Annotated in this window: 22 protein-coding genes; 4 read left to right on the top strand and 18 right to left on the bottom strand. The window is 37.4% G+C overall.

Annotated elements, in window-relative coordinates:
* Window positions 1-2: 2 nt before the first annotated feature.
* Genes ppaX through hprK form a run of 4 tightly spaced genes read right to left on the bottom strand, consistent with a single transcriptional unit; the run spans window position 3 to window position 3,392 of the window.
* Window positions 3-644 carry a pyrophosphatase PpaX gene (gene ppaX, locus J2S06_RS05250; protein ID WP_419151546.1) on the bottom strand — a complete coding sequence of 214 codons (642 nt, stop codon included), beginning with the start codon at window positions 642-644 and terminating at the stop codon, window positions 3-5.
* Entirely contained in the window at window positions 634-1,584 is a 951-nt protein-coding gene (locus J2S06_RS05245) for a nucleoside recognition domain-containing protein (RefSeq protein WP_419151545.1), read from the bottom strand. The genes ppaX and J2S06_RS05245 overlap by 11 nt, the downstream gene beginning before the upstream one ends.
* Window positions 1,585-1,597: 13 nt before the next feature.
* A complete protein-coding gene (lgt, locus tag J2S06_RS05240) occupies window positions 1,598-2,410 on the bottom strand; it encodes a prolipoprotein diacylglyceryl transferase (RefSeq protein WP_419151544.1) in 813 nt (270 codons plus the stop codon).
* 52 nt (window positions 2,411-2,462) lie between these two features.
* A complete protein-coding gene (gene hprK / locus J2S06_RS05235) occupies window positions 2,463-3,392 on the bottom strand; it encodes an HPr(Ser) kinase/phosphatase (RefSeq protein ID WP_419151543.1) in 930 nt (309 codons plus the stop codon).
* Between the two features lie 329 nt (window positions 3,393-3,721).
* On the opposite strand from hprK, the gene J2S06_RS05230 reads away from it, so the two are divergent.
* Complete coding sequence (locus tag J2S06_RS05230) at window positions 3,722-4,426, top strand: N-acetylmuramoyl-L-alanine amidase (RefSeq protein WP_419151542.1); 705 nt, start codon at window positions 3,722-3,724, stop codon at window positions 4,424-4,426.
* A gap of 2 nt (window positions 4,427-4,428) precedes the next feature.
* Here J2S06_RS05230 and J2S06_RS05225 read toward each other — a convergent pair whose 3' ends face one another.
* The 11 genes from J2S06_RS05225 to J2S06_RS05175 all read right to left on the bottom strand — a co-directional run bounded on the left by J2S06_RS05225 (window position 4,429) and on the right by J2S06_RS05175 (window position 17,838).
* Window positions 4,429-5,400 (bottom strand): metallophosphoesterase, encoded by a 972-nt coding sequence (locus J2S06_RS05225; RefSeq protein ID WP_419151541.1) that lies wholly within the window; start codon window positions 5,398-5,400, stop codon window positions 4,429-4,431.
* 484 nt (window positions 5,401-5,884) lie between these two features.
* On the bottom strand, window positions 5,885-6,247 hold the full coding sequence (locus J2S06_RS05220) for a phage holin family protein (RefSeq protein WP_200894653.1): 363 nt from the start codon (window positions 6,245-6,247) through the stop codon (window positions 5,885-5,887).
* Window positions 6,240-6,449, bottom strand: a complete 210-nt coding sequence (locus J2S06_RS05215) for a PspC domain-containing protein (protein ID WP_419151540.1) — start codon at window positions 6,447-6,449, stop codon at window positions 6,240-6,242. The genes J2S06_RS05220 and J2S06_RS05215 overlap by 8 nt, the downstream gene beginning before the upstream one ends.
* 11 nt (window positions 6,450-6,460) lie before the next feature.
* Window positions 6,461-7,555 carry a DUF4097 family beta strand repeat-containing protein gene (locus tag J2S06_RS05210; RefSeq protein WP_419151539.1) on the bottom strand — a complete coding sequence of 365 codons (1,095 nt, stop codon included), beginning with the start codon at window positions 7,553-7,555 and terminating at the stop codon, window positions 6,461-6,463.
* Window positions 7,556-7,593: 38 nt separating this feature from the next.
* The gene (locus tag J2S06_RS05205; protein ID WP_419151538.1) at window positions 7,594-7,839 is read right to left on the bottom strand and encodes a hypothetical protein; all 246 of its coding nucleotides are present in this window, start codon (window positions 7,837-7,839) and stop codon (window positions 7,594-7,596) included.
* Between the two features lie 132 nt (window positions 7,840-7,971).
* Complete coding sequence (locus tag J2S06_RS05200) at window positions 7,972-8,901, bottom strand: AEC family transporter (RefSeq protein ID WP_419151637.1); 930 nt, start codon at window positions 8,899-8,901, stop codon at window positions 7,972-7,974.
* Window positions 8,902-9,140: 239 nt separating this feature from the next.
* A complete protein-coding gene (locus J2S06_RS05195) occupies window positions 9,141-10,442 on the bottom strand; it encodes a (Fe-S)-binding protein (RefSeq protein ID WP_419151537.1) in 1,302 nt (433 codons plus the stop codon).
* A complete protein-coding gene (locus J2S06_RS05190; protein ID WP_419151636.1) occupies window positions 10,435-11,838 on the bottom strand; it encodes an FAD-binding oxidoreductase in 1,404 nt (467 codons plus the stop codon). The genes J2S06_RS05195 and J2S06_RS05190 overlap by 8 nt, the downstream gene beginning before the upstream one ends.
* Window positions 11,839-12,288: 450 nt before the next feature.
* Entirely contained in the window at window positions 12,289-15,165 is a 2,877-nt protein-coding gene (gene uvrA / locus J2S06_RS05185; protein WP_419151536.1) for an excinuclease ABC subunit UvrA, read from the bottom strand.
* A gap of 7 nt (window positions 15,166-15,172) precedes the next feature.
* Window positions 15,173-17,158: an excinuclease ABC subunit UvrB gene (uvrB, locus tag J2S06_RS05180; protein WP_419151535.1), complete on the bottom strand. Its 1,986-nt coding sequence runs from the start codon at window positions 17,156-17,158 to the stop codon at window positions 15,173-15,175.
* Between the two features lie 449 nt (window positions 17,159-17,607).
* Window positions 17,608-17,838: a CsbA family protein gene (locus tag J2S06_RS05175; RefSeq protein WP_419151534.1), complete on the bottom strand. Its 231-nt coding sequence runs from the start codon at window positions 17,836-17,838 to the stop codon at window positions 17,608-17,610.
* 217 nt (window positions 17,839-18,055) lie between these two features.
* Between J2S06_RS05175 and J2S06_RS05170 the strand changes: the two genes are divergently transcribed.
* The 3 genes from J2S06_RS05170 to J2S06_RS05160 all read left to right on the top strand — a co-directional run bounded on the left by J2S06_RS05170 (window position 18,056) and on the right by J2S06_RS05160 (window position 21,144).
* Window positions 18,056-18,847 (top strand): cytochrome c oxidase assembly protein, encoded by a 792-nt coding sequence (locus J2S06_RS05170; protein WP_419151533.1) that lies wholly within the window; start codon window positions 18,056-18,058, stop codon window positions 18,845-18,847.
* A 65-nt stretch (window positions 18,848-18,912) separates the two neighbouring features.
* Complete coding sequence (gene ctaD / locus J2S06_RS05165) at window positions 18,913-20,748, top strand: cytochrome c oxidase subunit I (protein ID WP_419151532.1); 1,836 nt, start codon at window positions 18,913-18,915, stop codon at window positions 20,746-20,748.
* Between the two features lie 72 nt (window positions 20,749-20,820).
* On the top strand, window positions 20,821-21,144 hold the full coding sequence (locus tag J2S06_RS05160; protein WP_419151531.1) for a hypothetical protein: 324 nt from the start codon (window positions 20,821-20,823) through the stop codon (window positions 21,142-21,144).
* Window positions 21,145-21,173: 29 nt separating this feature from the next.
* Here the strand turns inward: J2S06_RS05160 and J2S06_RS05155 are convergent, their stop codons facing one another.
* The 3 genes from J2S06_RS05155 to J2S06_RS05145 form a co-directional block, all read right to left on the bottom strand.
* A complete protein-coding gene (locus J2S06_RS05155) occupies window positions 21,174-22,409 on the bottom strand; it encodes a PDZ domain-containing protein (protein WP_419151530.1) in 1,236 nt (411 codons plus the stop codon).
* A gap of 41 nt (window positions 22,410-22,450) precedes the next feature.
* Complete coding sequence (locus tag J2S06_RS05150) at window positions 22,451-22,804, bottom strand: swarming motility protein SwrAA (protein ID WP_419151529.1); 354 nt, start codon at window positions 22,802-22,804, stop codon at window positions 22,451-22,453.
* A 256-nt stretch (window positions 22,805-23,060) separates the two neighbouring features.
* Window positions 23,061-24,521: a S41 family peptidase gene (locus tag J2S06_RS05145; protein ID WP_419151528.1), complete on the bottom strand. Its 1,461-nt coding sequence runs from the start codon at window positions 24,519-24,521 to the stop codon at window positions 23,061-23,063.
* Window positions 24,522-24,972: the final 451 nt, after the last annotated feature.

Below are 24,972 nucleotides of genomic sequence, written 5' to 3'. Positions count from 1 at the left end.
TTTTATTTCACTCCAAAAATAACTAGTAAATCACTCATTTTTTTTAATAGATAATCAGGATGATATGATCGAATATACTCTTCCCCTTTAATGCTCCAAGCAACACCAGCTGTTTTCGTTCCAGCGTTTTTTCCAGCTTCAATATCATGATGGTTATCACCTACCATGATCGCTTCTTCCGGCATGGCATCAAGCTGTTTTAACGCTTTAAAAATCGGCTCTGGATGCGGCTTTGCATTTTCAACATCATCAAGTGTGACAACTACATCAAAAAAAGCATCCATCCTTGTTAGCTTTAATCCCATATTCACAGTTGAGCGAATTTTCGTCGTCACAATCCCTAGATTAAATCCATTTTCATGCAAAGCTTTCACGGTTTCATACACCGTATCGTATTCTTTCACGAGCGCATCGTGCTGTTCATGATTAAACTTTCGGTAACGCGCCACCATTTCCTCGACCCGTTCTTCATCGATTGACTGAAACGTGTCGATTAAAGGAGGACCGATAAAGGATAAAACATCCTCGCGTTTATACTGATTTGGATAGTAATAATTTAACGTATGCAAAAATGACTCTATGATTAAATCGTTCGTATTAATTAGTGTTCCGTCAAGATCAAATAATATCGTATTAATTTTCATAAGCTGCCCCTTTCCTAGCTGGATGCCTCTCTTGTTTCCATATTAATCCAACAATCATTGTCAAAACAATAGCCGTCACGAGCCGAATGATTAACAGTGGTAAAACAGGGATGCCTAATGGGACAAAAATTAGAGTATCTTCTACAACAGCATGACAAGATACAAGGAAAATAAAGGCTAACGTTAAATCTCGATTGCTGACCCCATCTTCTTTGACTGCTTGAATCATGACACCGGCACCATAAGCAAGACCAATCGTCAGGCCAGCCACTAATGTCATCGAAGTGTTTTCTCTCATTCCAATGGCCCTTGTAAAAGGGGATAGCCACCGTGAAAATGATTGAAGCCATCCTAAATCCTTCATAAATTGGATGACAATCATAAGCGGAACGACAATCACCACTAGCTGTAAAATACCGAAGCTCGCTTTTTCAAGTCCATCCATGATGATCTCAAACCAATTGGAAGGTTTTACATCTGATTGTGGAATCAACCCGTACTGTGCTTGTTTTTCTCCACCTTGCCAAACAATATTGATAATGATAGCTGATACACAAGCGAGACCTATACGAACAAGTAAAATCATCCACATTTTAATGCCAACTTTACTTGCAACAGTCGATTCAATAATGAGATTGTGAGAAAAAGATAACATCACAGCGAGAATAAAAACTTCTTTGACCGTTAACTCTAGGGTTAAAATCGCTCCAATGGCTGCGTACAAATTCAGAAGATTTCCTAATACAAGCGGGATTGCCGCATCCCCTCTTAAGCCAAAAACCCCCATAATCGGCGTAATAAGATCAATTAACAGATCTAATAATGGCGTATGCTGCAAAAGTGACACAAATAAGGTAACGGGGAAGATGACTTTTCCTAATGTCCAACTTGTTTGAAGACCAGCCTTTGCCCCATGTTTCAAGCTTTCATTCACGTTCATCATCCTCTCCCCCTTATTTTTCTAAATAACGTTTATTCGCTAAACCTGTAACACGACGAACTATGATCGTGCTAATGGCAGCAATAATTAACACAATAGAAATGACTTGTGCCATTCGTAATGTTTCTGTCAACATTAAACTATCTGTCCGCATCCCTTCAATAAAGAATCGGCCTATCGAATACCAAATGACATACGACAAAAATAGCTCGCCGCGCCGCAAATTCATTCTGCGAAGCAAAATAAGCAATAGAAAACCAATAATATTCCAAATGGATTCATAAAGAAATGTCGGATGATAATACTGACCATCAATATACATTTGATTAATAATAAAATCTGGTAAAAATAAATTTTCCAAAAATTCACGGGAAACAGGGCCGCCATGTGCTTCCTGGTTGATAAAATTCCCCCAGCGTCCTATGGCCTGGCCAAGAATAATGCTAGGTGCAGCGATATCTACAAGCTGCCAAAAAGATAGCTTTTTGACTCTCGCAAATACCCATCCCGTCAAGATCGCTCCGATCAACCCGCCATGAATAGCAAGGCCTCCTTGCCAAATTTTCGGGATGTCACTGAGGTTTTGCGAATAATAATCCCATTGGAAAATCACATAGTAAATGCGCGCACAAATAATAGCGATCGGAATGGCAAATAGTACTAAATCGACAAAAACATCTTTATGAAGCCCTCTTCGTTCACTTTCACGAACAGCCAACCAAAGCCCAATGAGTGCTCCGATACCAATAATGACTCCGTACCAATACACTTGAATAGGCCCAAGTTCAAATGCTATTCGATCGATCGGTTGAATATTCGTTTCCATTTTTTTCAACTCCTATTCATTGCTATAATTTTGCCAAAAGTTTATATCACCATTAATCATCATGATGATCTTCAATCACGTCTGCCAGCTTGCTTGTAAATTGTTCTGCTGCATTAAATCCCATTTGTTTTAAGCGGAAGTTCATAGCAGCAACTTCAATGATGACCGCTAAATTTCGACCTGGGCGTACAGGAATTGTTAGTTTGGTCAAGTATGTATCCAAAATTTTCATTTTTTCTTCCTCAAGACCGAGGCGATCGTATTGTTTTTTAGGATTCCATAATTCTAAATTAATGACAAGAGAAATTCGTTTATAGTTGCGTACAGCCCCTGCTCCAAACAGAGTCATAACATCGATGATTCCTAAACCGCGAATTTCTAACAAATGACGAATTAATTCTGGTGCATTGCCAATTAATGTGTCGCCATCCTCTTGACGAATCTCCACGCAATCGTCTGCTACTAGACGGTGTCCTCGTTTCACAAGCTCCAAAGCAGTCTCACTTTTCCCTACTCCACTTTTTCCTGTAATTAATACCCCCACTCCATACACATCGACTAGTACACCATGAATCGCCGTAGTCGGTGCTAGTTTGCTTTCTAAAAAGTTTGTCAATCGGCTCGCAAGCCTTGTTGTTTTAAGCGGAGAACGCAAAACCGGAACATTTGTATTTTCCGATGCTTCAATTAATTCTTGCGGTACATCCAAATCACGAGAAATAATAATCGCTGGAGTAACATCTGTGCACAGCTGCTCCATGCGATGAACCTTTTCTTCAGGTGTGAGCCGTTCAAAAAAGGACAATTCCGTCATCCCTAAAATTTGTATTCGTTCTTTCGGATAATAAGTAAAAAATCCTGCCATTTCTAAACCCGGTCTCGATAAATCACTTGTCGTGATCGGACGGCTAATTCCTTCTTCACCACTAATTAATTCTAATTTGAATTCTTCAATAATATCCTTTGTGCGAACTTTTAGCACAAAAACATCCTCCTTCGTAACAGTCTATCAAGCTAGACTGAACAGCACCTACTGATGAAAAATGATTACTTATCTATTTTACCATATCAAAGGCGAAAACATATTCACAAGATCTCCCAATACTTTCTGTCTTTTATCCAAAAGATATACTGTCTGATTTTTGTCGAATACGATCCATTTTATGTCGAATGCAATCCAACTATTGTCGAATACGATCCAAACTTTATCGAATACAGTCCAAACAGAAAGAAACCGTCCGAAAAAAATGTTCCTTTTTTACGCTCTCATCTTTAAAAAATGAATGAGAAGGTAAAAAGGAGTGAGAATGAATGAAAATTGTCGTAGATGCAGGACACGGTTATCAAACAAAAGGAAAACAAACAGTTGATGGAATGAAGGAATATGAATTTAATCGCGCCGTTGCCAATTATTTGAAAGCGGAATTAAAAAAGCTGAAAGGGGTCAAGGTTTTCTTTTCACACTCTGATGACAAGGACGTTCCTCTAAAGGAACGAACGACGATTGCTAACGAGTTAAAAGTAGATTTATTCATTTCCATCCATGCAAACGCTTATGGATATGGGAGAAAATGGAATAGTGTAAGTGGTATCGAAACTTATATTTACAAATCACGGCCAAAAGAAGCTGTTGACTTATCCAATGTCATTCAACGTGAGCTCATCGTGCAAACAGGCCGGAAAAACAGAGGCGTCAAAACAGCTGACTTTTATGTTTTACGAAAAACGAAGATGACCGCCGTACTATGTGAATGTGGTTTTATGACCAATAAAGAAGAAGCTCAACTTTTAAAAACGGAGGCTTATCGAAAAAAATGCGCGAAAGCCATCGCAAAGGCTATCCAAACGTATTATCAAATACCATTCAAAACCGAAGCAATACCATCAACTTCCCCATCATTATATAAAGTTCAGTTAGGGGCATTTCAGCAAAAAGAAAATGCAGAAAAATTAGCGGAACAACTGCAAAAATTAGGATATGATCCAATCATTGTTAAACAGCAGGACAGTATTTAAGGTTATTCTGATAAATCAATCCAATATTCATCCTTTCCGGGATGCTTATTTGGTGAATAAAAATAAAATTGATTGACATAAGGTGAAAATGTACGGACGTACATTGTACGAGAGTCAGTATAAAAGTGAAAAAGCCTGAAAAACCCTTGTCCTCCCTTCGGTGCCCCTTGGTAATCGGCTAAAATTTCATATACCTTTCGATCAGGGGTACCATCTTGGTTATCATCAAGCTTTGTAACAAGATACTCACTATCATCATAGTGACCACTTAAAACTAATTTGACATTCGGGTTCTCTTTCACTACATTTTGAAATATTTTTCTACCAACAAATGTTCTTTTCCCGTTCTTATGTAAATACTTATGAAAAGCTAACACAGCAATATGGTTTTCGTATTTTTTTAACACTTCATTCATCCATTTTATTTCCTCAGATCCAATTCCCCAACCCATATAAAGAAATAGAAAAGGCTGGTCACCAATCGTGAGGATATCGTAATGTCCACGGTTGTTTTGATAAGACTTACCGTAATAAGGCTTACCGATAAAACGATTTTCACCAAAATATAAGGAATATTGTTGATATGATTTCTTTTTGACAAGATCATGATTTCCAGCCAATACTCCGTATGGCATCTCCGCATCATCTAATTGCCGCATAATCTCACTTGCACGCGTCCATTGAATGTTATCTTCTCCTTTATTGACAATATCCCCGGTATGGATGACATATCGAATATTCCATAAAGAACGATTTTGCAAAATCCATGTAATTTGGCTTTGAAATATATGGGGGTAACGCTCGGAATAATATTGTGTATCTGATAACCAAACAATCGTTTCAAGTTGAGAAGAATCCTTAATCGGTCTCGCCGTAGCAAGAATAGATCTGTCCATATGAAGATGATGAGATCCTGTTAATAAAAGGAAAAAAACATATATAAGAAACAACGACTTCTTCCAAAAAATATTCATTTTCCATCACCTATTCATATCGTGCCCATGAACGGCACTCAGTATAATTAAAGAAACTCGTCTATTGACGAGCCTTTTAGGAGAAGGAAGAGAACTTTATACGTCGTTAAATTTTGGATCTAGCAGTTTAAAAAATAAGGCTGTTTTCGTAAACTTTGTTGCTTTTCGACTGTCTAATGAACCGAACAAAGCACGTGGGGCTGTCCGAAAAGTGGTTTTTCAGTTTGAGCATTAAAAAATTAAAACCCAAGAATGCTGTTATATCAACATTCTCGGGTTTTTAATTTGCAAACATAAACACTAAAATGGACTTTTTAGACAGCCCCATCGACTTTTGTTCGGTTCACGTACGCTACAACGTGTAGCAAGCGTTTCGCTTGCTTGACAGTCGAAAAGCTATCGTATAGTAAAGCAACAATCTTTTAGAAAAGAGCCAAAAATAAAAAAACTCCTACACAGAGGAAGGAGTGTTTACGAAATGAATTCATTTTTGTTCCCGCAATGGCTCGATAATTGCTTTATAAATCATTAAATTTAGCAATGATATAAAAACAGAAGCAATGATCGCAGTACCGAAGCCTTCAATATAAAACGAATCCCCCATGATTCCTTGAGCAATCATTAGCGTTATAGCGTTGATCACAAATAAAAACAATCCAAATGTAAGGACAGTAACTGGTAAAGTTAATAAGATTAAAAAAGGTTTGATAAGAGTATTCAGGATGGAAAGAACGATACTTGCGACAATGGCAGCTCCAACTCCACTTAAATAAAACGAGTCGAAAAATCCAGCAACAACAATTAAAATAAGAGCGTTTACTAATATACTTATTAACCATCTAATCATCATTTTGACTTACATCCTTCTCTTCTGGAATAATCACCATCGCAGCCAAATAAATAAGCCCAAATGGTACAAAGGTTGTTAACACCAATAAAATGACAAAGACTAAACGAACAATCGCCGGATCTAGTTGGAAATATTCCGCAATACCGCCAAGCACCCCAGCAAGTTTACTATTATTTCGAGAACGATACAATCGTTTCAATTGAAATCACCTCATGGTTTTAAAAAAATAGAACCTGTTTTGGTTTCTGCAAATAATGTGAGTCTATTCTCACTAAGCGGATTTGTTGTAAAACGCAATTTCTTCTGTAAAACTTCATTTTTTTCATCAATGATCGTTAATTGTGAAGGGTCATATGAGAATGAGCCTAAATTTGATTTCCATTCACCGTCAATCGCCATATGCTCAGGGAAATCAAAATCAATATTCCCTGTTGTCGTTTTCGCATATATGGTATGACAGGACGGTTCATTCATCTTGACGATTAAATGTCCATTAAAGCTTTGTAAATCTAATTTCCGAGCCTGCCCATTGACATCCACTAACCCATTGATCGTTTCCAAATCTACATCGTCATAAGAAAACTGATTTAATTTTATTTGCCCATTTGCCGTTTGCATCACCACTTTTTTCCCTTCAACCCGTTTAAATGAAATCATACCATTCGCTGTTTTCGCTTTTAAATTTTCTATTTTTAACCTTTCCCCTCTAATCGGTCCATTAAACAGCTTAATTTTCACTTGTTGATAAATACGAGCTGGTACGTAAAAAATTGCATTGACTTTCATCGTTCTCTTATCAGTGAAAAAGACGAAACGGTTCCCTTCCATTTGACATTGTGTATATTGTAAAAACATCTCACGAGCAGTCGTCACTTCTTCTGTTTTAAAAGCTTTAATCTCACATTCCACTCGAATATCTTCTTCATTCCAAGGTTCTACCGTCACACTTCCATTCAAAAGGTGAATGGATAGTTCAACTGCATTCGGCTTTTGCAGCTGGAAAATATGTGAAAACTGCACTGATTGGCCGAAGTTAAAATCAAACTCTAAATCCTTTACTTTTTTCAATGCTGCATCAACAAAATCCATAAATTTTGCGGCAAAGCTAGAAGCTTTTGATGTTTTCTGCTTCGACTCATGCTGCCCATCATTTGTAGAAAGCACTTCAACCGATAATTCATTTAGCATTTCTGCTTCCTTATTTTTGTATTCTTCTTCAAGCTTTTCTATTAATGTAATGGCTTCCTCCGCCGACAGCTCCCCTTTCTCCACCATTTTTAAAATACGTTTCCGTTCCTCTTTCATCCTAACTCTCCCTTTAAAATTTGTTTTTATTACCATTATTATTCGGCAACAATAAGTTTAACTCCTTGAACAATATTCCATATCACAACAATAATATTGATCAATCCAACAAAAGCGATTAATCCAAAAACAAGGAAGTCCAATGCACTCGACCATAAAACGGTTATACCAATAAGAACAGAAACAACGACAGATATGACAGGAATAATATGTGAAAAAAGGGAACATTTAGCATCGCGTTTTACACAATCTGAATCAGAAATAAAGAATACGATGATTGGCAATAAAAAAGCTATCGTATAGTAAAGCAACAATTTTTTAGAAAAGAGCCTTTATTTATACGACTCTATTTTTAGAAAGATTCACGTACCTTCCGACAGAACACCATTTGTATATCATTCGAATATTCACGAACTTTATAAAAATAAACTTGTTGCATAAACAATTAGGGGCACGGTTATTAATGAAAGAATCGTCGAGTAAATCGTAATCATCACAGCTGTTTCCTCATCATTAGCATATTTGGCAAATAAGACAGTTGCTAACATAAATGTTGGCATGGATACCTGAATAGAAACAACATTTTTCACTTCAACTGCAATAGGCATGATTTGTAAGATCATAATGAAAAGAAGTGGAATTATGAATAGTTTCATTATCAAAGAAAGGCTTACAAAACGTACAGGTATTTTTTTCTTTTCCTTGAGAAACTCTGGTATTAACAAACCGATGTAAATCATCGCTAATGGAGCAGCTAGGTTCGCTAAGGTTGATGTTAAATGTTTTATGAGCAAAGGCGGCTGATAACCGATAATTGCAATGGAAACCCCAATCATAATCGCAGCAATAGGCATATTCATAATGGCTTTAAAACTACGAAAAGAAAATTTTTCATTTTTTTGTAGTAATACAATGACAAGTGTAAAAGCTACAACATCTAGCCCCGCATCATAGATGGCTGCTAATAAGCCGCCTTCCGGACCAAATAATCTTTCACAAAGAGGTATGCCGATAAAGCCCGTATTCCCTAATCCTGACAAAATAGCTATTTTTTTTGCTTTTATAGCTCGAAAACGAAAAATAACGGCGCTAAACCACCCTAATAAAATACCGACCGTATTAAACATAATAGAAAGGAGAAAGATCATGAACATTTTTGCAAGTGTTGTACCATTCATATCCGTATTAAAAATTCCATTTAAGATAATGGATGGAACAGCTATATGAATAATAATGATGATTAACAACTGTTTAGATTCAGCAGTAACCTTATATTTTCGGGCAATGATAAATCCTAATAAAATAATGATTGTCATAATACCAAACGAAGACAAAAGAGTTGACATATCCACAACATGCTTCCCCCAATTACAAGTCAAATTTGATAAACAATTGTCGCTACCCATTAATAAAGGGAAGCAATTTTCGCTTCCCAGACCAATAAATATTATAATGTTTTTTCTTCAAATGATCGCTATAAAAACTGTTAGCTAAAATAATATCCTTTATCAAAAACATTATTTGTCTACTAATCTTACAACTTAATAGACAATTATCCATTTATATCGTCAATGAAATGGGCTATTCATCCATCCACTTTAATATCACAAGCCTCACACAATAACTCTACTAAATGAACGACTTCTACTGAATTTGATAAATTCTCCCTTACTACTCCCAATTTCATTTGTAAATGGCATCCTGGATTCGTTGTTACGATGATATCAGGGCTAATCTTTTGAATATTTTTCATTTTCTCATCTAGTATTTCCATTGATTCCTCATAATTCACAATATTATAAATACCTGCTGATCCGCAGCACATATTCGCTTGATCATGCTCTCTATATGTTATTCCCGGAATGGAGCGAAGCAGGAGTAAGGGCTCTTTTGTTAGCTTTTGAACATTTGTCATATGACAGGATGGTTGATAGGTTACCACTTTGTTGATCTCTTTTTTAAAGGGTAGTTCAAGCTGTGATAACACAAAGCTAATATCTTTATTTTTTTCTGCAAAAGCTTTTGCTCGCTCATACCACTCAGGATCATCTTCAAATAAATGATGATATTCAACAAGCATCGCTCCGCAGCCACCGATGCTATTGACAATAAAATCAAAGGAGTGTTGTTCAAAAGCTTCAATATTGGCTTTTGCTAAAGATTTTGCTATTTCCCGATCTCCGCTATGGCTTTGGAGTGCTCCGCAGCAAGTTTGCTCTTCTATTAAAACAACCTCACACCCACTTGCCCGCAATAGCTTCATACTTAAATCATTAATTTCAGAAAAGACAGTATCCATGATACAGCCTTTAAAAAATCCAATTTTAAACGCTGCTTCCCCTTCTGGCTTCAACACACGCGGACGTTGTCTTTTTTTTGCTTGACTTGGTATATTTGGTGTTATTTGATCAAACGCACTAATTTTTTTAGGGAATAAGTTGATGATTCCAGACTTATGAGCAATTTGCTTTAAACCTGATTTTTGATACATCCTCAACCCATTTCCAAGAAGATTTAATGTCCGCTCATTTGGCAATGTATGTTTGAAAATTAAATCTTTAAAATATTTTTTCGCTTTCGACCTATCATTTACTTCATTTTGCAATGCTACTTTTGCGGAATCTAGTATTTTTCCATATTGTACGTTTGTTGGACAAGCTGTTTCACAGGCACGACATCCTAAACATAAATCGATCGGTTCTTTTAACTGGGAAATGGGAATTTTTCCTTCAGCCGCCATCTTGACTAAGTTTATTCTGCCCCTTGGGGAGTGTGTTTCCTTTTCCATCGTTTTATAGGTTGGACAAGATGGAAGACAATAGCCGCATTGAACACAACTAAATGTCTCATCGTATGCGAGATTGTATTTTGGCTCTTGTTTACTCACTTCGCAACACGAACCTTTGCCCTTCTTCAGGGAAAATTTTTCCTGGATTTAAAATATTGTTTGGATCCCAGCTTTGTTTAATTCTCTTCATCATTTCAATGCCTACCTTTCCTAACTCCATCTCCAAAAATGGTGCTTTCATCGTTCCAATTCCGTGTTCTCCCGATAAAGTACCACCGAGTTCTACGGCAGCTGCAAAAATTTCTTCAACCGCTTTTTCAACTCTTTTCATTTCTTCGACATCTCTTTGATCTGCGATGATATTCGGATGCAAGTTTCCATCACCAGCATGTCCAAAAACGACTAAATCGATTTGATATTTGTTTTTAATTTCCTTCAATCTCTTGAACATTTCTGGAATCTTACTTCTTGGAACGGTTGCATCTTCCGATATTTTGGTCGGCTTTATACGAGCAATAGCAGGTGAAACTAGCTTTCTGGCTTTCCACAATTGTAATGCTTCCTCTTCATTTCTAGATACTTTGACTTCTCTTGCTCCGACCTCTTTACAAATTTGTTCCACTTTTACGATTTCCTCTTCAATGGCTTGAGGATGTCCATCTAATTCAATTAATAAAATAGCTTCTATATCTGTAGGCAGTCCAAGTGGTTGGTAATTCTCAACCGCAACGACTGAAGCTTGATCCATCAATTCCATCTTGGATGGGAGAATTCCTGAACTTAAAACTTTTGAGATTGCTCGGCCAGAATCAACAATATCGTTGAAAATAGCCATTAAAGTTTTCGTTGCTGGCGGTTTTGGAAACAACCGCAAAATCGCTTCGGTAATCACCGCTAATGTTCCCTCTGAACCAACAATTAATTTCGTCAAATCATAACCTGTTACGTTTTTAACCGTTCTACCACCAGTTCTAAAGATTTCTCCTTCTGGCGTAACTGCCTCCAGACCAATCACATAGTCTTTAGTCACGCCATATTTCAAGCCTCGTGGCCCACCGGCATTCTCAGCTAAATTACCACCAATTGTGGACACATTTGAGCTGCTCGGATCAGGTGGATACATTAATCCGTATTCATTTGCAGCTGCGTTTATATCAGACGTCAATACACCTGGCGACACAACTGCAATTAAATCATCTGGATAAATCTCCAGCTTTTGATCCCATTGAGAAAAATCAAGAACCATTCCACCCTTTACTGGCAAAGGGCCGCCACTTAAGCTTGTTCCTTGACCTCTTGGATATACGGGTACTTTATATTTATTGGCCAATTTCATCAATTTTTGAACTTCATCCGTTGATGTCGGTTGTACGACAATTTCAGGTAAATAAACACCAAATGAAGCATCATAAGAAAAGCTTACGAGATCCTCCAGTTGTGTTAATAATCTTTTCGGCTCTATGAAATTTTTTAGTTCTTCTAATATCTGATCTATTTGTGTTTGCTTACTCACATTGAAAACCCCTGTTTTTCATTTTCTGTCATCTCGTATACTCAAATATTTCATGGCATGTTAAATATGTATTTTCATTTTGATATGAAGACTCGCATCTATATTTCATATTATCTTCTTGTAATACAAGTATACAAAAATATAACTGAAATGCAATACTTTTAAGAAAAATTATTTAAATAAAAATCTTTGTTGCAACAAATAGCTCACTATTCATTCCCTTATAAACCTATCGCTCCCATACAAACAAAAGCGCGGGGCGTTCGCTAAAGCGGCGTACAAACTAAGACCTTTCAGTAGGAGATAGAGGAAACTCAGGCAATAAAAAAACAACGATGAACAAGGTTGTCCACAAGTTGTAAATTTATAATTTAAACAACAAAAAAAGAGCATACTTCAACATGTTATAGTCATGCTGAAGTATGCTCTTCCTTAATTCTTTGCTATTGCTTCTGTTTCACGAATTCGTTGCTTCATCCGCTCTCGATCACGCTCTAAAATCGGTTTTAAATATTTCCCGGTATACGATTGTTCAACTTCCGCTACTTCCTCAGGTGTACCTGTTGCAACAATCGTACCACCACCTGCTCCTCCCTCAGGGCCAAGATCGATTATATAGTCTGCTGCTTTAATGACATCTAAGTTGTGTTCTATCACTAACACCGTGTCACCATTTTCTACTAACCGCTGCAGAACTTTTAATAATCGGGAAATATCATCAACATGTAAACCCGTTGTCGGTTCATCTAAAATGTATAAGGAACGGCCTGTCGAACGGCGATGTAATTCTGATGCCAGCTTTACACGCTGTGCTTCACCGCCTGATAATGTTGTAGCTGGTTGTCCAAGTTTTATATATCCAAGTCCTACATCATATATGGTTTGCAGCTTTCGTTTAATTTTTGGGATGTTCTCAAAAAATTCGAGTGCATCTTCTACCGTCATTTCTAATACATCAGCAATGTTTTTTCCTTTATAAGTGACTTCTAGTGTTTCACGATTATATCGTTTTCCATGGCAAACTTCACAAGGCACGTAGACATCTGGTAAAAAATGCATTTCAATTTTAATAATTCCATCGCCGCGGCACGCTTCACAACGACCTCCTTTTACGTTAAAACTAAAACGACCTTTTTTATATCCGCGAATTTTTGCTTCATTTGTTTGGGCAAATACATCACGAATATCATCAAATACACCTGTATAAGTAGCAGGATTGGATCTCGGTGTTCGCCCAATTGGCGATTGATCAATATCAATGACTTTATCTAAATGCTCAATGCCTTTGATTTCTTTATGCTCTCCTGGCTTGCTTTTTGCATTGTGAAGCTTCTGGGCAAGCGATTTATGCAAAATTTCATTGACTAGTGTACTTTTTCCAGAACCAGAAACACCTGTTACGGCAATAAACGTACCGAGAGGAAATTTGACATGAATATTTTTTAAGTTGTTTTCCCGCGCTCCTTTTATTTCGATAAATCGTCCATTCGGCTTTCTTCGCTCAATTGGGAGCGGGATAAACTTTTTCCCTGATAAATATTGCCCTGTTAATGAGTTTGGATCTTCCATCACTTCTTTAGGTGTTCCAGCCGATACGACGTGTCCACCATGAATCCCTGCCCCTGGACCGATATCAATTAAGTAATCAGCCGCAAGCATCGTATCTTCATCGTGCTCCACAACAATTAACGTATTTCCGATATCACGCATATTTTGCAGTGTACGAATTAAACGATCATTATCACGTTGATGCAAGCCAATGGAAGGCTCATCTAAAATGTATAATACTCCTGTTAGTCGCGAGCCGATTTGGGTTGCAAGACGAATGCGCTGCGCCTCCCCTCCCGATAGCGTCCCAGCAGACCGGCTCAAATTTAAATATTCTAAACCGACATTCATTAAAAAGCTTAAACGCTCTTTAATTTCGCGTAGAATTAAATGAGCAATTTTCATTTCTTTTTCCGTCAATACTAGTTTCTCAAAGAATTCATACGCCTCATGAATCGCAAGCGAAGTGACCTCTCCGATGTGTCGTCCATTCACTAATACAGCCAAGCTTTCCTTTTTTAAGCGATGACCGTGGCAAATCGGACAAGCTTGCTGTGCCATATATCGTTCCATTTGTTCACGTATATAATCTGAGGTTGTCTCTTTATACCGACGTTCAATATTATGAACAACCCCTTCAAATTCAATATAATTTTCTCGCACTTGGCCAAAGTCATTTTCATAACGGAAATAAATTTTTTCCCCATTACTGCCGTACAATAATTTGTCTATTAGGTGTTTGGGGATATCTTTGACCGGAATATCCATATCAATGCTGTAATGATTGCATACTGCTTCTAAAAGCTGTGGGTAATATTGTGAACTAGAAGGTTCCCACGGAGCTATTGCATGCTGTCGCAATGAAAGTTCTTTGTTTGGAATCACAAGGTCTAAATCAACCTCTAGCTTCGTTCCTAAACCATCACAATCTGGACAAGCACCATATGGACTATTAAATGAAAACATACGTGGTTCTAGTTCACCAATAGAAAAACCACAAATTGGACAAGCATGGTGTTCACTAAAAAGCAGCTCCTCTTTTCCAATGACATCAATCATGACACGACCTTGTCCAAGCTTCAACGCTGTTTCTAGCGAGTCAGCTAATCTTGTTTGAATTCCTTCTTTGACAATAATCCGGTCCACAACCACTTCAATGGAATGCTTTTTATTCTTCTCTAAGGAAATGTCGTCTGAAAGCTCCATCATTTCCCCATCAACACGAACACGGACATATCCTTGCTTTTTAATATCTTCAAATGTTTTCACATGTGTTCCTTTTCTCCCAGAAACAACAGGAGCTAAAATTTGCAACTTTGTTCGTTCCGGGTACTCTAGAATGCGATCGACCATTTGTTCAATCGTTTGCGATGTAATTTCAATTCCATGTGTTGGACATACCGGTCGCCCAACACGAGCGTACAATAAACGTAAGTAATCATATATTTCCGTTACCGTTCCAACCGTTGAACGTGGGTTGCGGCTCGTTGTTTTTTGGTCAATGGAAATCGCCGGTGATAATCCTTCAATCGCATCGACATCGGGTTTATCCATTTGCCCTAAAAATTGTCGCGCATACGCTGACAACGATTCAACATAGCGCCGCTGCCCTTCTGCATATATCGTATCAAAAGCCAATGAGGATTTTCCTGAACCCGATAACCCAGTTAGGACGACCAGCTTATCCCTAGGAATTGAGACATCGATATTTTTTAAGTTATGGGCTCTTGCTCCTTTAACAATGATTTTGTCCATTGCCATTATTCAATCATCCTTCCGCTTTTAACTCCATGATGAGATCACGCAGCTCGGCTGCTCGTTCGAAATCTAATGCTTTCGCTGCTTCCTTCATTTCTTTTTCCATTTGCTCGATCACTTTTTCTCTTTCTTTCTTCGATAATTTATCTAGTTTAAGTGCTTTATCCGCTTCATATGTCGATTGATCCTCAGCTGCATATGTTGCACGAATAACATCACGAATTTCTTTTTGAATCGTCTTCGGAACAATTCCGTGTTCTTTGTTGTATTGCTCTTGAATACTTCGACGACGCTTCGTTTCATTAATCGCGATTTCCATCGATTTGGTGATCGTATCAGCATACATAATGACATGGCCATTGGCATTTCTCGCTGCACGGCCAATCGTCTGAATTAACGAACGCTCTGAACGTAAAAACCCTTCTTTATCCGCATCTAAAATCGCAACAAGAGACACTTCTGGTATGTCCAAACCTTCTCTTAATAAGTTGATTCCTACTAACACTTCATGTTTTCCTAAACGCAAGTCACGTATAATCTCGATACGCTCAAGTGTTTTAATTTCTGAATGAAGGTACGTTACTTTAATACCAATCTCCTTTAAATAGTCGGTCAAATCTTCAGCCATTTTTTTCGTTAATGTTGTGACCAAAACCCGTTCATTACGTGCTACACGCTTCCTGATTTCACCGATTAAATCATCAATTTGACCTTCGATCGGGCGAACATCGATTGTAGGATCTAAAAGACCTGTTGGACGAATAATTTGTTCAACAACATCAGGAGCTTGTTCCAGTTCATATGGACCCGGTGTTGCTGAAACGTAAATCACGTTTTTCATATGCTTTTCAAATTCCTCAAACTTAAGCGGACGGTTATCCATCGCTGAAGGCAAGCGGAATCCATGATCGACTAATACTTGCTTACGAGCTTGGTCACCGTTATACATTCCGCGAATTTGAGGAATCGTCACATGTGATTCATCGATGACGATTAAAAAGTCATCACCAAAATAATCTAATAACGTATACGGTGTAGAACCAGGAGGCCGCAATGTTAAATGACGGGAGTAGTTTTCTATTCCAGAACAAAAACCCATTTCTCTCATCATTTCTAGATCATAACGAGTCCGCTGCTCCAAACGCTGCGCCTCAAGCAGCTTTCCTTGCTCCCGAAGCTCCACTAAACGCTCTTCAAGTTCCTTCTCAATATTTTGAATGGCAATTTTCATTTTTTCTTCACGTGTGACGAAGTGTGAAGCCGGGAAAATGGCGACATGCTCACGATCCCCGATAATTTCTCCCGTCAAAGCGTCGACTTCGCGGATACGGTCAATTTCATCACCAAAAAATTCAACGCGAATACAATGCTCATCCCTTGAAGCAGGGAAAATTTCCACAACGTCACCGCGCACACGGAACGTCCCGCGTTGAAAATCAATATCGTTTCTTTCATACTGTACGTCAACAAGCTTTCGTAACAATTCATTACGCTCAATTTCCATACCAACACGAAGAGATACGACAAGATCTCGGTATTCCTCTGGAGAACCTAAACCATAAATACAGGACACACTGGCAATAATAATGACATCTTTTCGTTCAAACAACGAAGATGTCGCAGAGTGTCTCAATTTATCAATTTCCTCGTTAATACTCGCATCTTTTTCAATGTACGTATCTGTTTGCGGGACATATGCTTCTGGCTGATAATAATCGTAGTAGCTTACGAAGTATTCAACGGCATTGTTTGGGAAAAATTCTTTAAACTCACTATAAAGCTGTCCTGCAAGTGTCTTATTATGGGCAATGACAAGTGTCGGTTTATTCACCTCTTTTATAACATTTGAAATCGTAAACGTTTTACCTGTTCCTGTTGCTCCTAACAAAGTTTGATGTTTTTTGCCCTGTTTAATTCCTTCTACTAATTGCTTGATCGCTTTTGGCTGATCTCCTTGCGGCTTATATTTAGACACTAATTCAAACCGATCTTTCACACGAAAGCCTCCATTTCCTCATAATCGTAAACATATTGTACCATAATGAGAAGTAAAATCTCTAAAAGTACGAACTAAAGTTCGTGTTGTAAATATTGCCTTGAGATCTTTGGGAAGAGTAACAAATAATTGTGGTTTAATGAGCCCAAATAAGGATGTAAGAGATTTGAAGGTCTTAAGGAACGTTTTTTTGAGCCAAAGATAGGGGATCTTTCCGCTTAATCGATTTAATAAGATTGTTGCTTGACTATAGCTTTTCGACAGTCATAAAGAAGCAACACGCTAGCTACACGTTGTAACATGACGTGAACCGAACAAAAGTAGATGGCCGGTCAAATACGGTTTGTCCGACCACGTGTTTTGTTCGGTTCATAGACAGGCGAAAAGCAACAAAATTGACGAAAACAGCCTAATAAAAAGAAACCTGATCTACTATATAAAGAACAGGCTTACGTAGATTTTTTCACATTTTCCTTCATTTTGTTTGCGACAATAAAACCAGCAATGAGACTAACAACATCTAGTATGGCAACATAGATAGTATTCATATGTCCAGCGTAGTAAGACGCAATGAGAAGAGCCGCTGTTAAAAGTGTTCCGACATAATGATTGTACGTAACACGTGTAAAAAATAATACGAGTAAAAACGGGACAAAGGCAGCGAGAACAAGCTTTAACATGATTAAATACCTCTTTCTTGTACAAAAATTTGATCATTCACTGTACGCTCATTATAAATAAGCCTTATGTTCATCTTGCTATTCCAATTGAGCTTTTAGTTTCATCATACCACTTCCAAAGGTTTATGAAAATCTTTTACCGAATACTAAATACGAATGCATATAATTCCATAAACATATCCAAATTATAGGTGATAAATGAAAGAAGGAAGGAATTATGAAAATGGAACAGTTGTCTTTTTCCTATAATCTAATCTTGTTTGTCCTTTTATTTATGATTGAGTTTGCAGCAGCGTTATGGTATCAAAAAGCAAGCAAATCTTGGTCAGCTCATCTATTGAATCAATTATCCTTTTATTTAGGCCTCTTATTATTATTGCTTGAAAACTTCCTTTCAATCGTAATAGAATCCGAAAATATGATCCTGCAAATGTTTTATGATATGTTGTTTTGGTTTGTTATACCTCCCCTCATTTTAATAGGGTTAGAAAAATATTTGCATCGCCTTTTTTGGTATTATCGTTTCCGCCATCTTCTTCTATTTTTAATCAAGCCTAGAACTACGAAAATTTTATTTTTTTCCTTTTTATTCATGTATTTCATGACGGACTTACCCATTTTTTTAACTATTGTATTGAAATTGCTCATTACGATGACTTCCTATTTGCTATGGTGGAGCCTCATTATTTCTTCTGTTTTTATTCAACCACAACAAAATGAAAAGGAAAAAATACTCACCCTTTTCGTCAACATGGTCATAATTACTTTTATCCTATATTTGTTCTATTTAACGAACCAATCGACTTTCAAAGAGATGAGGCAAATTTCCCTCATTCATGTTGATCAACAAATAGATTTATTGTTAGGAATACTTATATTTTTAGGGGGATTTCATGTCGTCAGCTTAACGTTTATCGCCTACTTTTTTGTCAAATGGGGAAAGCGTGAACATGTTATCGACCCCATCAATGTTGCTGGCTGGCTAGGAAAATCACCAAAAAGAGGATAAATTGTTCCATCATTGCACAAAATGATGATGGTACATATTTCAAATCATGTTAAGGAGGTTTTGGAATGAAAACAAATTTAATTTATAAAAAAAATATCGTCTTAGACTATTTAACAACCGTTGACCATAAAAAAATTGCTCATTTATATTTGTTTGCAGGCCTTTTCTTCTTTCTTTTAGCAGGACTTGAAGCATTATTGATCCGGATTCAATTAATGTTTCCACAAAATGATTTTGTCAGTGCAGGCTTTTATAATCAATTGTTAACGATGCACGGGACGACCATGCTTTTTTTAGCAGCAACACCCATTTTGTTCGGTTTTATGAATGCGATTGTGCCACTGCAAATTGGCGCACGCGATGTAGCGTTTCCGTTTTTAAATTCATTAGGGTTTTGGCTCTTTTTATTTGGCGGGCTTTTACTTAATTTAAGCTTTTTTTTAGGTGGAGCTCCTGATGCAGGATGGACTTCCTACACAACTTTGGCGTTGGAAACTCCAACACACGGAACAGAGTTTTATACAATTGGTTTACAAATATCCGGTCTAGGAACTCTTATTTCAGCGATTAATTTTTTAACGACCATTATTAATATGAGAGCCCCAGGAATGACTTACATGAGAATGCCGCTGTTCACATGGTCAACATTTGTTTCCTCTGCTTTAATTTTGTTTGCCTTTCCTGTATTAACGGTTGCCTTATTTTTTTTAATGTTAGACCGTTTATTTGGAACTGCATTTTTTAACATTTCGTTAGGCGGGAATTCAATCATTTGGGAGCATTTATTTTGGATTTTCGGACATCCAGAAGTGTACTTATTAATGCTTCCAGCGTTCGGCATTTTTTCAGAGACGATTCCGGCTTTTTCGAAAAAAAGGCTGTTTGGCTATACGTCGATGGTTTTTGCCACAGTATTAATCGGATTTTTAGGGTTTATGGTGTGGGCTCATCATATGTTTACGACAGGACTTGGACCGATTGCGAATTCTATTTTTGCCTTAGCAACAATGGCCATTGGGGTTCCAACTGGTATTAAAATATTCAACTGGCTCTTTACAATGTGGGGAGGGAGTATCTGGACGACCACAGCGATGCTCTGGTCGATTGCTTTTATCGTTTCCTTTACAATCGGCGGTGTGACAGGTGTTATGGTTGCAGCTGCGCCGGCTGATTTCCAATTTCATGACACATACTTTGTCGTTGCCCACTTTCATTATGTGCTTGTAGGCGGTGTTGTTTTTGCCCTTTTCGCTGCTTTACATTACTGGTGGCCAAAAATGTTCGGAAAGATTTTAAATGAAAGATTAGGAAAAATTTCGTTTTGGCTCTTTTTTATAGGTTTTCACCTCACTTTCTTTATTCAACATTTTTTAGGTTTATGGGGAATGCCGAGACGAATTTTTACTTATTTGCCTGGACAAGGATTTGATTTGGGAAATTTCATTAGTTCGATCGGTGCTATCTTTATGACGATCGCTACTGCTGTCATGTTAGTGAACATTATCATTACCTTTGCGAAAGGAGAAAAAGCGGGAAATGATCCATGGGATGCGAGAACGATGGAGTGGGCACTCTCTTCCCCTCCACCTGAGTATAATTTTAAACAAATCCCATTAGTTAAAGGACTCGATCCTTGGTGGATTGAAAAGCAGCAAGGTAATAAGGAATTAACGCCTGCTGAGCCGCTGCAGGATATTCACATGCCAAATCCGTCCATATTGCCTTTTATTATTTCTTTTGGACTTTTTGTTTCTGGGTTTAGCGCTATATACAAAAATGATATAAATATTGGAACCATTGGTATAATTATGGGACTTGCGATTACGTTTGGGACGATGTTTGTCCGTTCGGCTAAAGATGATCACGGCTACCATATTGAAAAGCATGAAATAAACGAGTAGAGGGAATGTACTTTCGCGCGAACCGGGTAATTTTTTGCTCAAACCGAGAGATTATTCCCGCGAACCGAGAGATTGTTCGCTCAAACCGAGAGATTGTTCGCACAAACCGAGAGATTCTTCGTGCAAACCGAGAGATTAATCGCGCAAACCGAGAGATTGTTCGCACAAACCGAGAGATTCTTCGCACGAACCGAGAGATTAATCGCTCAAACCGAGAGATTGTTCCCGCAAACCGAGAGATTGTTCCCGCAAACCGAGAGATTATTCCCGCAAACCGAGAGATTATTCCCGCAAACCGAGAGATTCTCCGCCGAACTTAGGGAAAGATGCGAAATTGTCGCTCGAATTGAAAAAGAGGCTGTCATCGTGTCAGACCTCAACACAAAAAACGTGTGAGATCTTACACATATGGAACAGCCTCTTTTCTATGATATGGAAGCAGCTTCTTTTTCCCATTTTTTATCGTCTGGAACGAAAAGGATGCCGAGTTCATGATGGCTTCCCTCGTAAAGTGCTCCTTTTACGTAGCGAATTTCTCCATTTAGCCCCTTTACTTCAAGCTTACAATAGGCGCGGTTTTGCTGCAGCGCTTCGTAAAATTCTAATTTTGATTTGACGCTCTTTCCATTTGCTTTTAGCAAAATTTCTCCAACTTTTAGTCCCATTTTTTCACCTGGAGAGTTTGGCAGCGTTCCTAATATGATTAAGCCTTGATCTCGTTTTGAAAAATAATAGGAAGCGGAATCGTCATTCATTCGTTGCTTGACGGTAATGAATTCATGTCCTATCAGAGCGATCAATACAGTTATAAAGGAAAAGAGCGGAACCCAAATGGAAAGAAAACCTGGAATCAAGCACAAAATCCCAAGCCAAATAATTCGTTTTCCTGTCGTTTGAATACTCTCCTTCGGTAATGATCCTTGGATGCGCTGCTCAAACCCGACTATTAACGGTAAAAACAGCAGTAAAAATGACTCCCCATTCATGGAGAAAACTGGCCACCAAGTAAAAGGAGATTCAAGCTCTCCTCCAGGAACAAACAATAAAAATGGAACTAACCATGTTCGTTTTGCTGCATGATTTCCAATCGGTAAACCACGTTGACTTTTGATAATAAATGGAGAGGTGCGAAGATGTCCTGTTCGGTAAACTAAAATTCCTTCCAAGACAATAAATAAAACAAATAATAAGGTGAACACGGGAACATTAATTTTTTCTAAATCAACAAAAAAGGTGTCTATCCAATGGTTCCCTTCTCTCCATTTTAGAAAAATAGGGATCAATAAAATGGTTGTACCTACTGTTATGACAGGTGAGAGTAATCGGGGACGAAACGTTAAGCTGAAAACAAATGTCACTAATGTCCATAAAACAATTGCCCCAAATGATAAATAAAATCCGAAAGCAAGGCTGATGATGGAAAAGAAAAGCCCAACGACAATCCCCTTCGTATATGTAAAACGAATCTCCTCAAATGCATCATAAACACGAATATGAAACGATTTTCTTTCTCTTTTCACGCGAATGAAACCAAGAACAAATGAATAAATCAAAAAGAAATAAACAAATGGATGAAGGAAAAAACGACCGATGCTATAAAGCCCTTCGATGAACCATTGATGAACGATAATACTCACCACCTTGAGCGTTAAAATGTTCATTTCTTTTATTCTACCAAATTCATTTGTATAGAAACATCCATTTATTTTAATTTCGCCCAAAGTGATAGATTCGATAAAGAGAAATCAAATAAATGCTCACAAGAAGAAACGTTGGTGATCTCTTGAATGGCTGAAATAGTCTTTTTCATGTCAGACAATGACATTCCGTTTTGTTTTTGATTATTCAGTAAATATTGAAAAAAATCCTCGATCACTATTTTACAAATTTCATCAATATGTTTTATTTCTGTATAATTCGCTAAATAGATACAAAAAAATTGAACTCCTTTATATACTCGAACATTTGACAGATGCAACGAATTGTCTCGCTTCTTCATTTCTTGAAACAATTGTTCAAAAATTTTTTTTCTAATTGTGCTAGATTTTTTACCCAATTTTTTATAGAACCTCCATCAATTCTGTTATTTTCAATTTTACTACATAACCAAAAATTTTGAACGCGATAGAAAGTTTCCTTCATTTTAACATAAAGTCACTATTTGTAAAAATTGTTCATTTCAACAATTCCAATAAAATGAGCCGGCATTGGCAGGCTCATTCCTGTTTGTATATAAAGCCTATATGAAATGAATTTTTAGGCTAAATGCAAGTGTTTGTCAACAGTCTGAAATGAGCCGACTATCGATCGGCTCATTCATTTAATAATACGCGAATAGCTGTTTGCAGCTGTAAATCGTTTTCCTTTTTACTTTTTTCCTTTTGTATTTGTTCATTAAGCAAAAAGGCCGTTTTTTTATCGATTTCGCCAGTTGGGGGAAGATGATGAATTTGTTGGAAAGCTGATACAGCCAGCTTCGTATTCTTATCATAATATCCATCCGTTCTTCCTGGTTCATATCCAATGCCTTTTAATAAATGTTGGGCAATCTGCACTTGATCATTATTCATATCTTCTTTTAACACACCATTTATTTGCAACGGTGGTGCTTTAAAATAATTAGGCAGCTCGATATGAACGGTTGGCTCAATGCCACGATTATGGATCCAATTTCCATTTGGAGTGAGCCATTTGTAAAGAGTTAGCTTAATGTTGCTCCCGTCCTTCATTGGAATGGCTTGTTGAACAGTTCCTTTTCCAAAAGAAGATTCCCCTATTATTTCATATCCGCCTGCTTCTTTCATCGCTCCTGCTAATATTTCGGATGCGGAAGCACTGCCCTTATCAATTAAGACTGCAATAGGATAAGGCTTCTTGTCTTTTCGTTCGGAAAAATACATTTGTCGATCTCCATTTCGATTTTCAATTTGAATATACGGCTTATCCTTCGGAATAAATTGCTTTAAAATCGCTTCAACAGACTGTAAATAGCCTCCTGGATTTCCACGAACATCTATAACGAGACCATCTATTTTTTCTTTTTCTAACTCTGTCAGCTTTTTCACAAAATCGTCAGCGGTATTTTCCGAAAATGAAGTGACTTCCAACACCCCTATTTTCTTACCATCCTTCTCTTCTAATGAGCTAAAAACCGTTTCAATTGGAATCTCATCCCGTTTTACTTCAAACTGCAGCGGTTCCTTATGCCCGGAGCGTTGAACCGTGATATGAACCGTTGTTCCTTTTTTGCCGCGAATTTTCAATACCGTTTCATGTAAGTTTAAGCCATCCACTGGTTGTCCATCAATTTCCACTATTTGATCATTTGGCTTTAATCCTACTTTTTCCGCTGGAGAATTTTTAAATGGCGAAACGATAATAACCTTACCATTGTTCACCCCAACTTCGGCACCAATTCCTTCAAACGATGAACCGAGTGATTGGGTAAATTGCTCTGTCGTCTCTTTATCCATATAAACTGAATATGGATCTTCGAGAGCTGACAACATTCCTTGAATAGCTCCCTCTAATAGCTTCTCCTCATCTACCCGTTCGACATACTTTTCTAAAATGAGCTCATAGGCTTGTTTCAATTTTCCGAAATTTGGGATTTCATTCATTTCCTTCGATTCGGCTGTTTGCGAAAAAGCTGGAACCGATTCTTGTTGATTGATTCCATTTAATTGCTTCGTATGTTCAACACCAACAGCACCTAATGTGCATAATAGAATGGTTAAGATCATAAACCATAACGTTGTGATTTTTTTTCTCATATTGTTAGCCTTCCTTTCCATTTAACAAGAATCTATACAGCTGAATCGATTAAATCCATGCCTTCTTTTTACAGTATATGCATAGCTTGTACTTCTCATGTATTATCTATAATTTGGTATTTTTATTCAAAATTTGAAGAACATTCATGCAAAAATCCCGACTTTGGAGAACAATGCCTGTAAGACAGTTTTATACTGTGGTAAAGTTTAAGGGGGAAAACTTCTATTTATTACTCTACTTGGACAAGGAAGGAATTTTATATCCATATGGTGAATTTCATCACTATATGGAATAGGAAATTTTTATATCAAAGAGGAGTGTAATTTGAATTAAAGGGAAAAGCCCCAACAAGGGTTATGATTAGCACAAACTTGTAGGCAAATGCCGTTTCCAAAAATCAGAAAGCCAAACCCATTCTTTTACAGGGTTTGGCTTTACTTTTTCATCTTA

Origin of the sequence: Bacillus alveayuensis, assembly GCA_030812955.1 — a bacterium.
Lineage (GTDB): Bacteria > Bacillota > Bacilli > Bacillales > Aeribacillaceae > Bacillus_CB > Bacillus_CB alveayuensis.
This window is presented reverse-complemented; position numbering and strand designations above follow the sequence as displayed.

What these genes read in the sequence shown, in the direction of transcription:
- J2S06_RS05200 (WP_419151637.1), bottom strand. Translation starts at nt 8,901, where the DNA reads ATGTCAACTCTTTTGTCTTCGTTTGGTATTATGACAATCATTATTTTA.
- lgt (WP_419151544.1), bottom strand. Translation starts at nt 2,410, where the DNA reads ATGGAAACGAATATTCAACCGATCGATCGAATAGCATTTGAACTTGGG.
- J2S06_RS05210 (WP_419151539.1), bottom strand. Translation starts at nt 7,555, where the DNA reads ATGAAAGAGGAACGGAAACGTATTTTAAAAATGGTGGAGAAAGGGGAG.
- J2S06_RS05155 (WP_419151530.1), bottom strand. Translation starts at nt 22,409, where the DNA reads ATGAACATTTTAACGCTCAAGGTGGTGAGTATTATCGTTCATCAATGG.
- J2S06_RS05225 (WP_419151541.1), bottom strand. Translation starts at nt 5,400, where the DNA reads ATGAATATTTTTTGGAAGAAGTCGTTGTTTCTTATATATGTTTTTTTC.
- ctaD (WP_419151532.1), top strand. Translation starts at nt 18,913, where the DNA reads ATGAAAACAAATTTAATTTATAAAAAAAATATCGTCTTAGACTATTTA.
- J2S06_RS05245 (WP_419151545.1), bottom strand. Translation starts at nt 1,584, where the DNA reads ATGAACGTGAATGAAAGCTTGAAACATGGGGCAAAGGCTGGTCTTCAA.
- J2S06_RS05145 (WP_419151528.1), bottom strand. Translation starts at nt 24,521, where the DNA reads ATGAGAAAAAAAATCACAACGTTATGGTTTATGATCTTAACCATTCTA.
- ppaX (WP_419151546.1), bottom strand. Translation starts at nt 644, where the DNA reads ATGAAAATTAATACGATATTATTTGATCTTGACGGAACACTAATTAAT.
- J2S06_RS05170 (WP_419151533.1), top strand. Translation starts at nt 18,056, where the DNA reads ATGAAAATGGAACAGTTGTCTTTTTCCTATAATCTAATCTTGTTTGTC.
- J2S06_RS05175 (WP_419151534.1), bottom strand. Translation starts at nt 17,838, where the DNA reads ATGTTAAAGCTTGTTCTCGCTGCCTTTGTCCCGTTTTTACTCGTATTA.
- uvrA (WP_419151536.1), bottom strand. Translation starts at nt 15,165, where the DNA reads ATGGCAATGGACAAAATCATTGTTAAAGGAGCAAGAGCCCATAACTTA.
- J2S06_RS05230 (WP_419151542.1), top strand. Translation starts at nt 3,722, where the DNA reads ATGAAAATTGTCGTAGATGCAGGACACGGTTATCAAACAAAAGGAAAA.
- J2S06_RS05220 (WP_200894653.1), bottom strand. Translation starts at nt 6,247, where the DNA reads ATGATTAGATGGTTAATAAGTATATTAGTAAACGCTCTTATTTTAATT.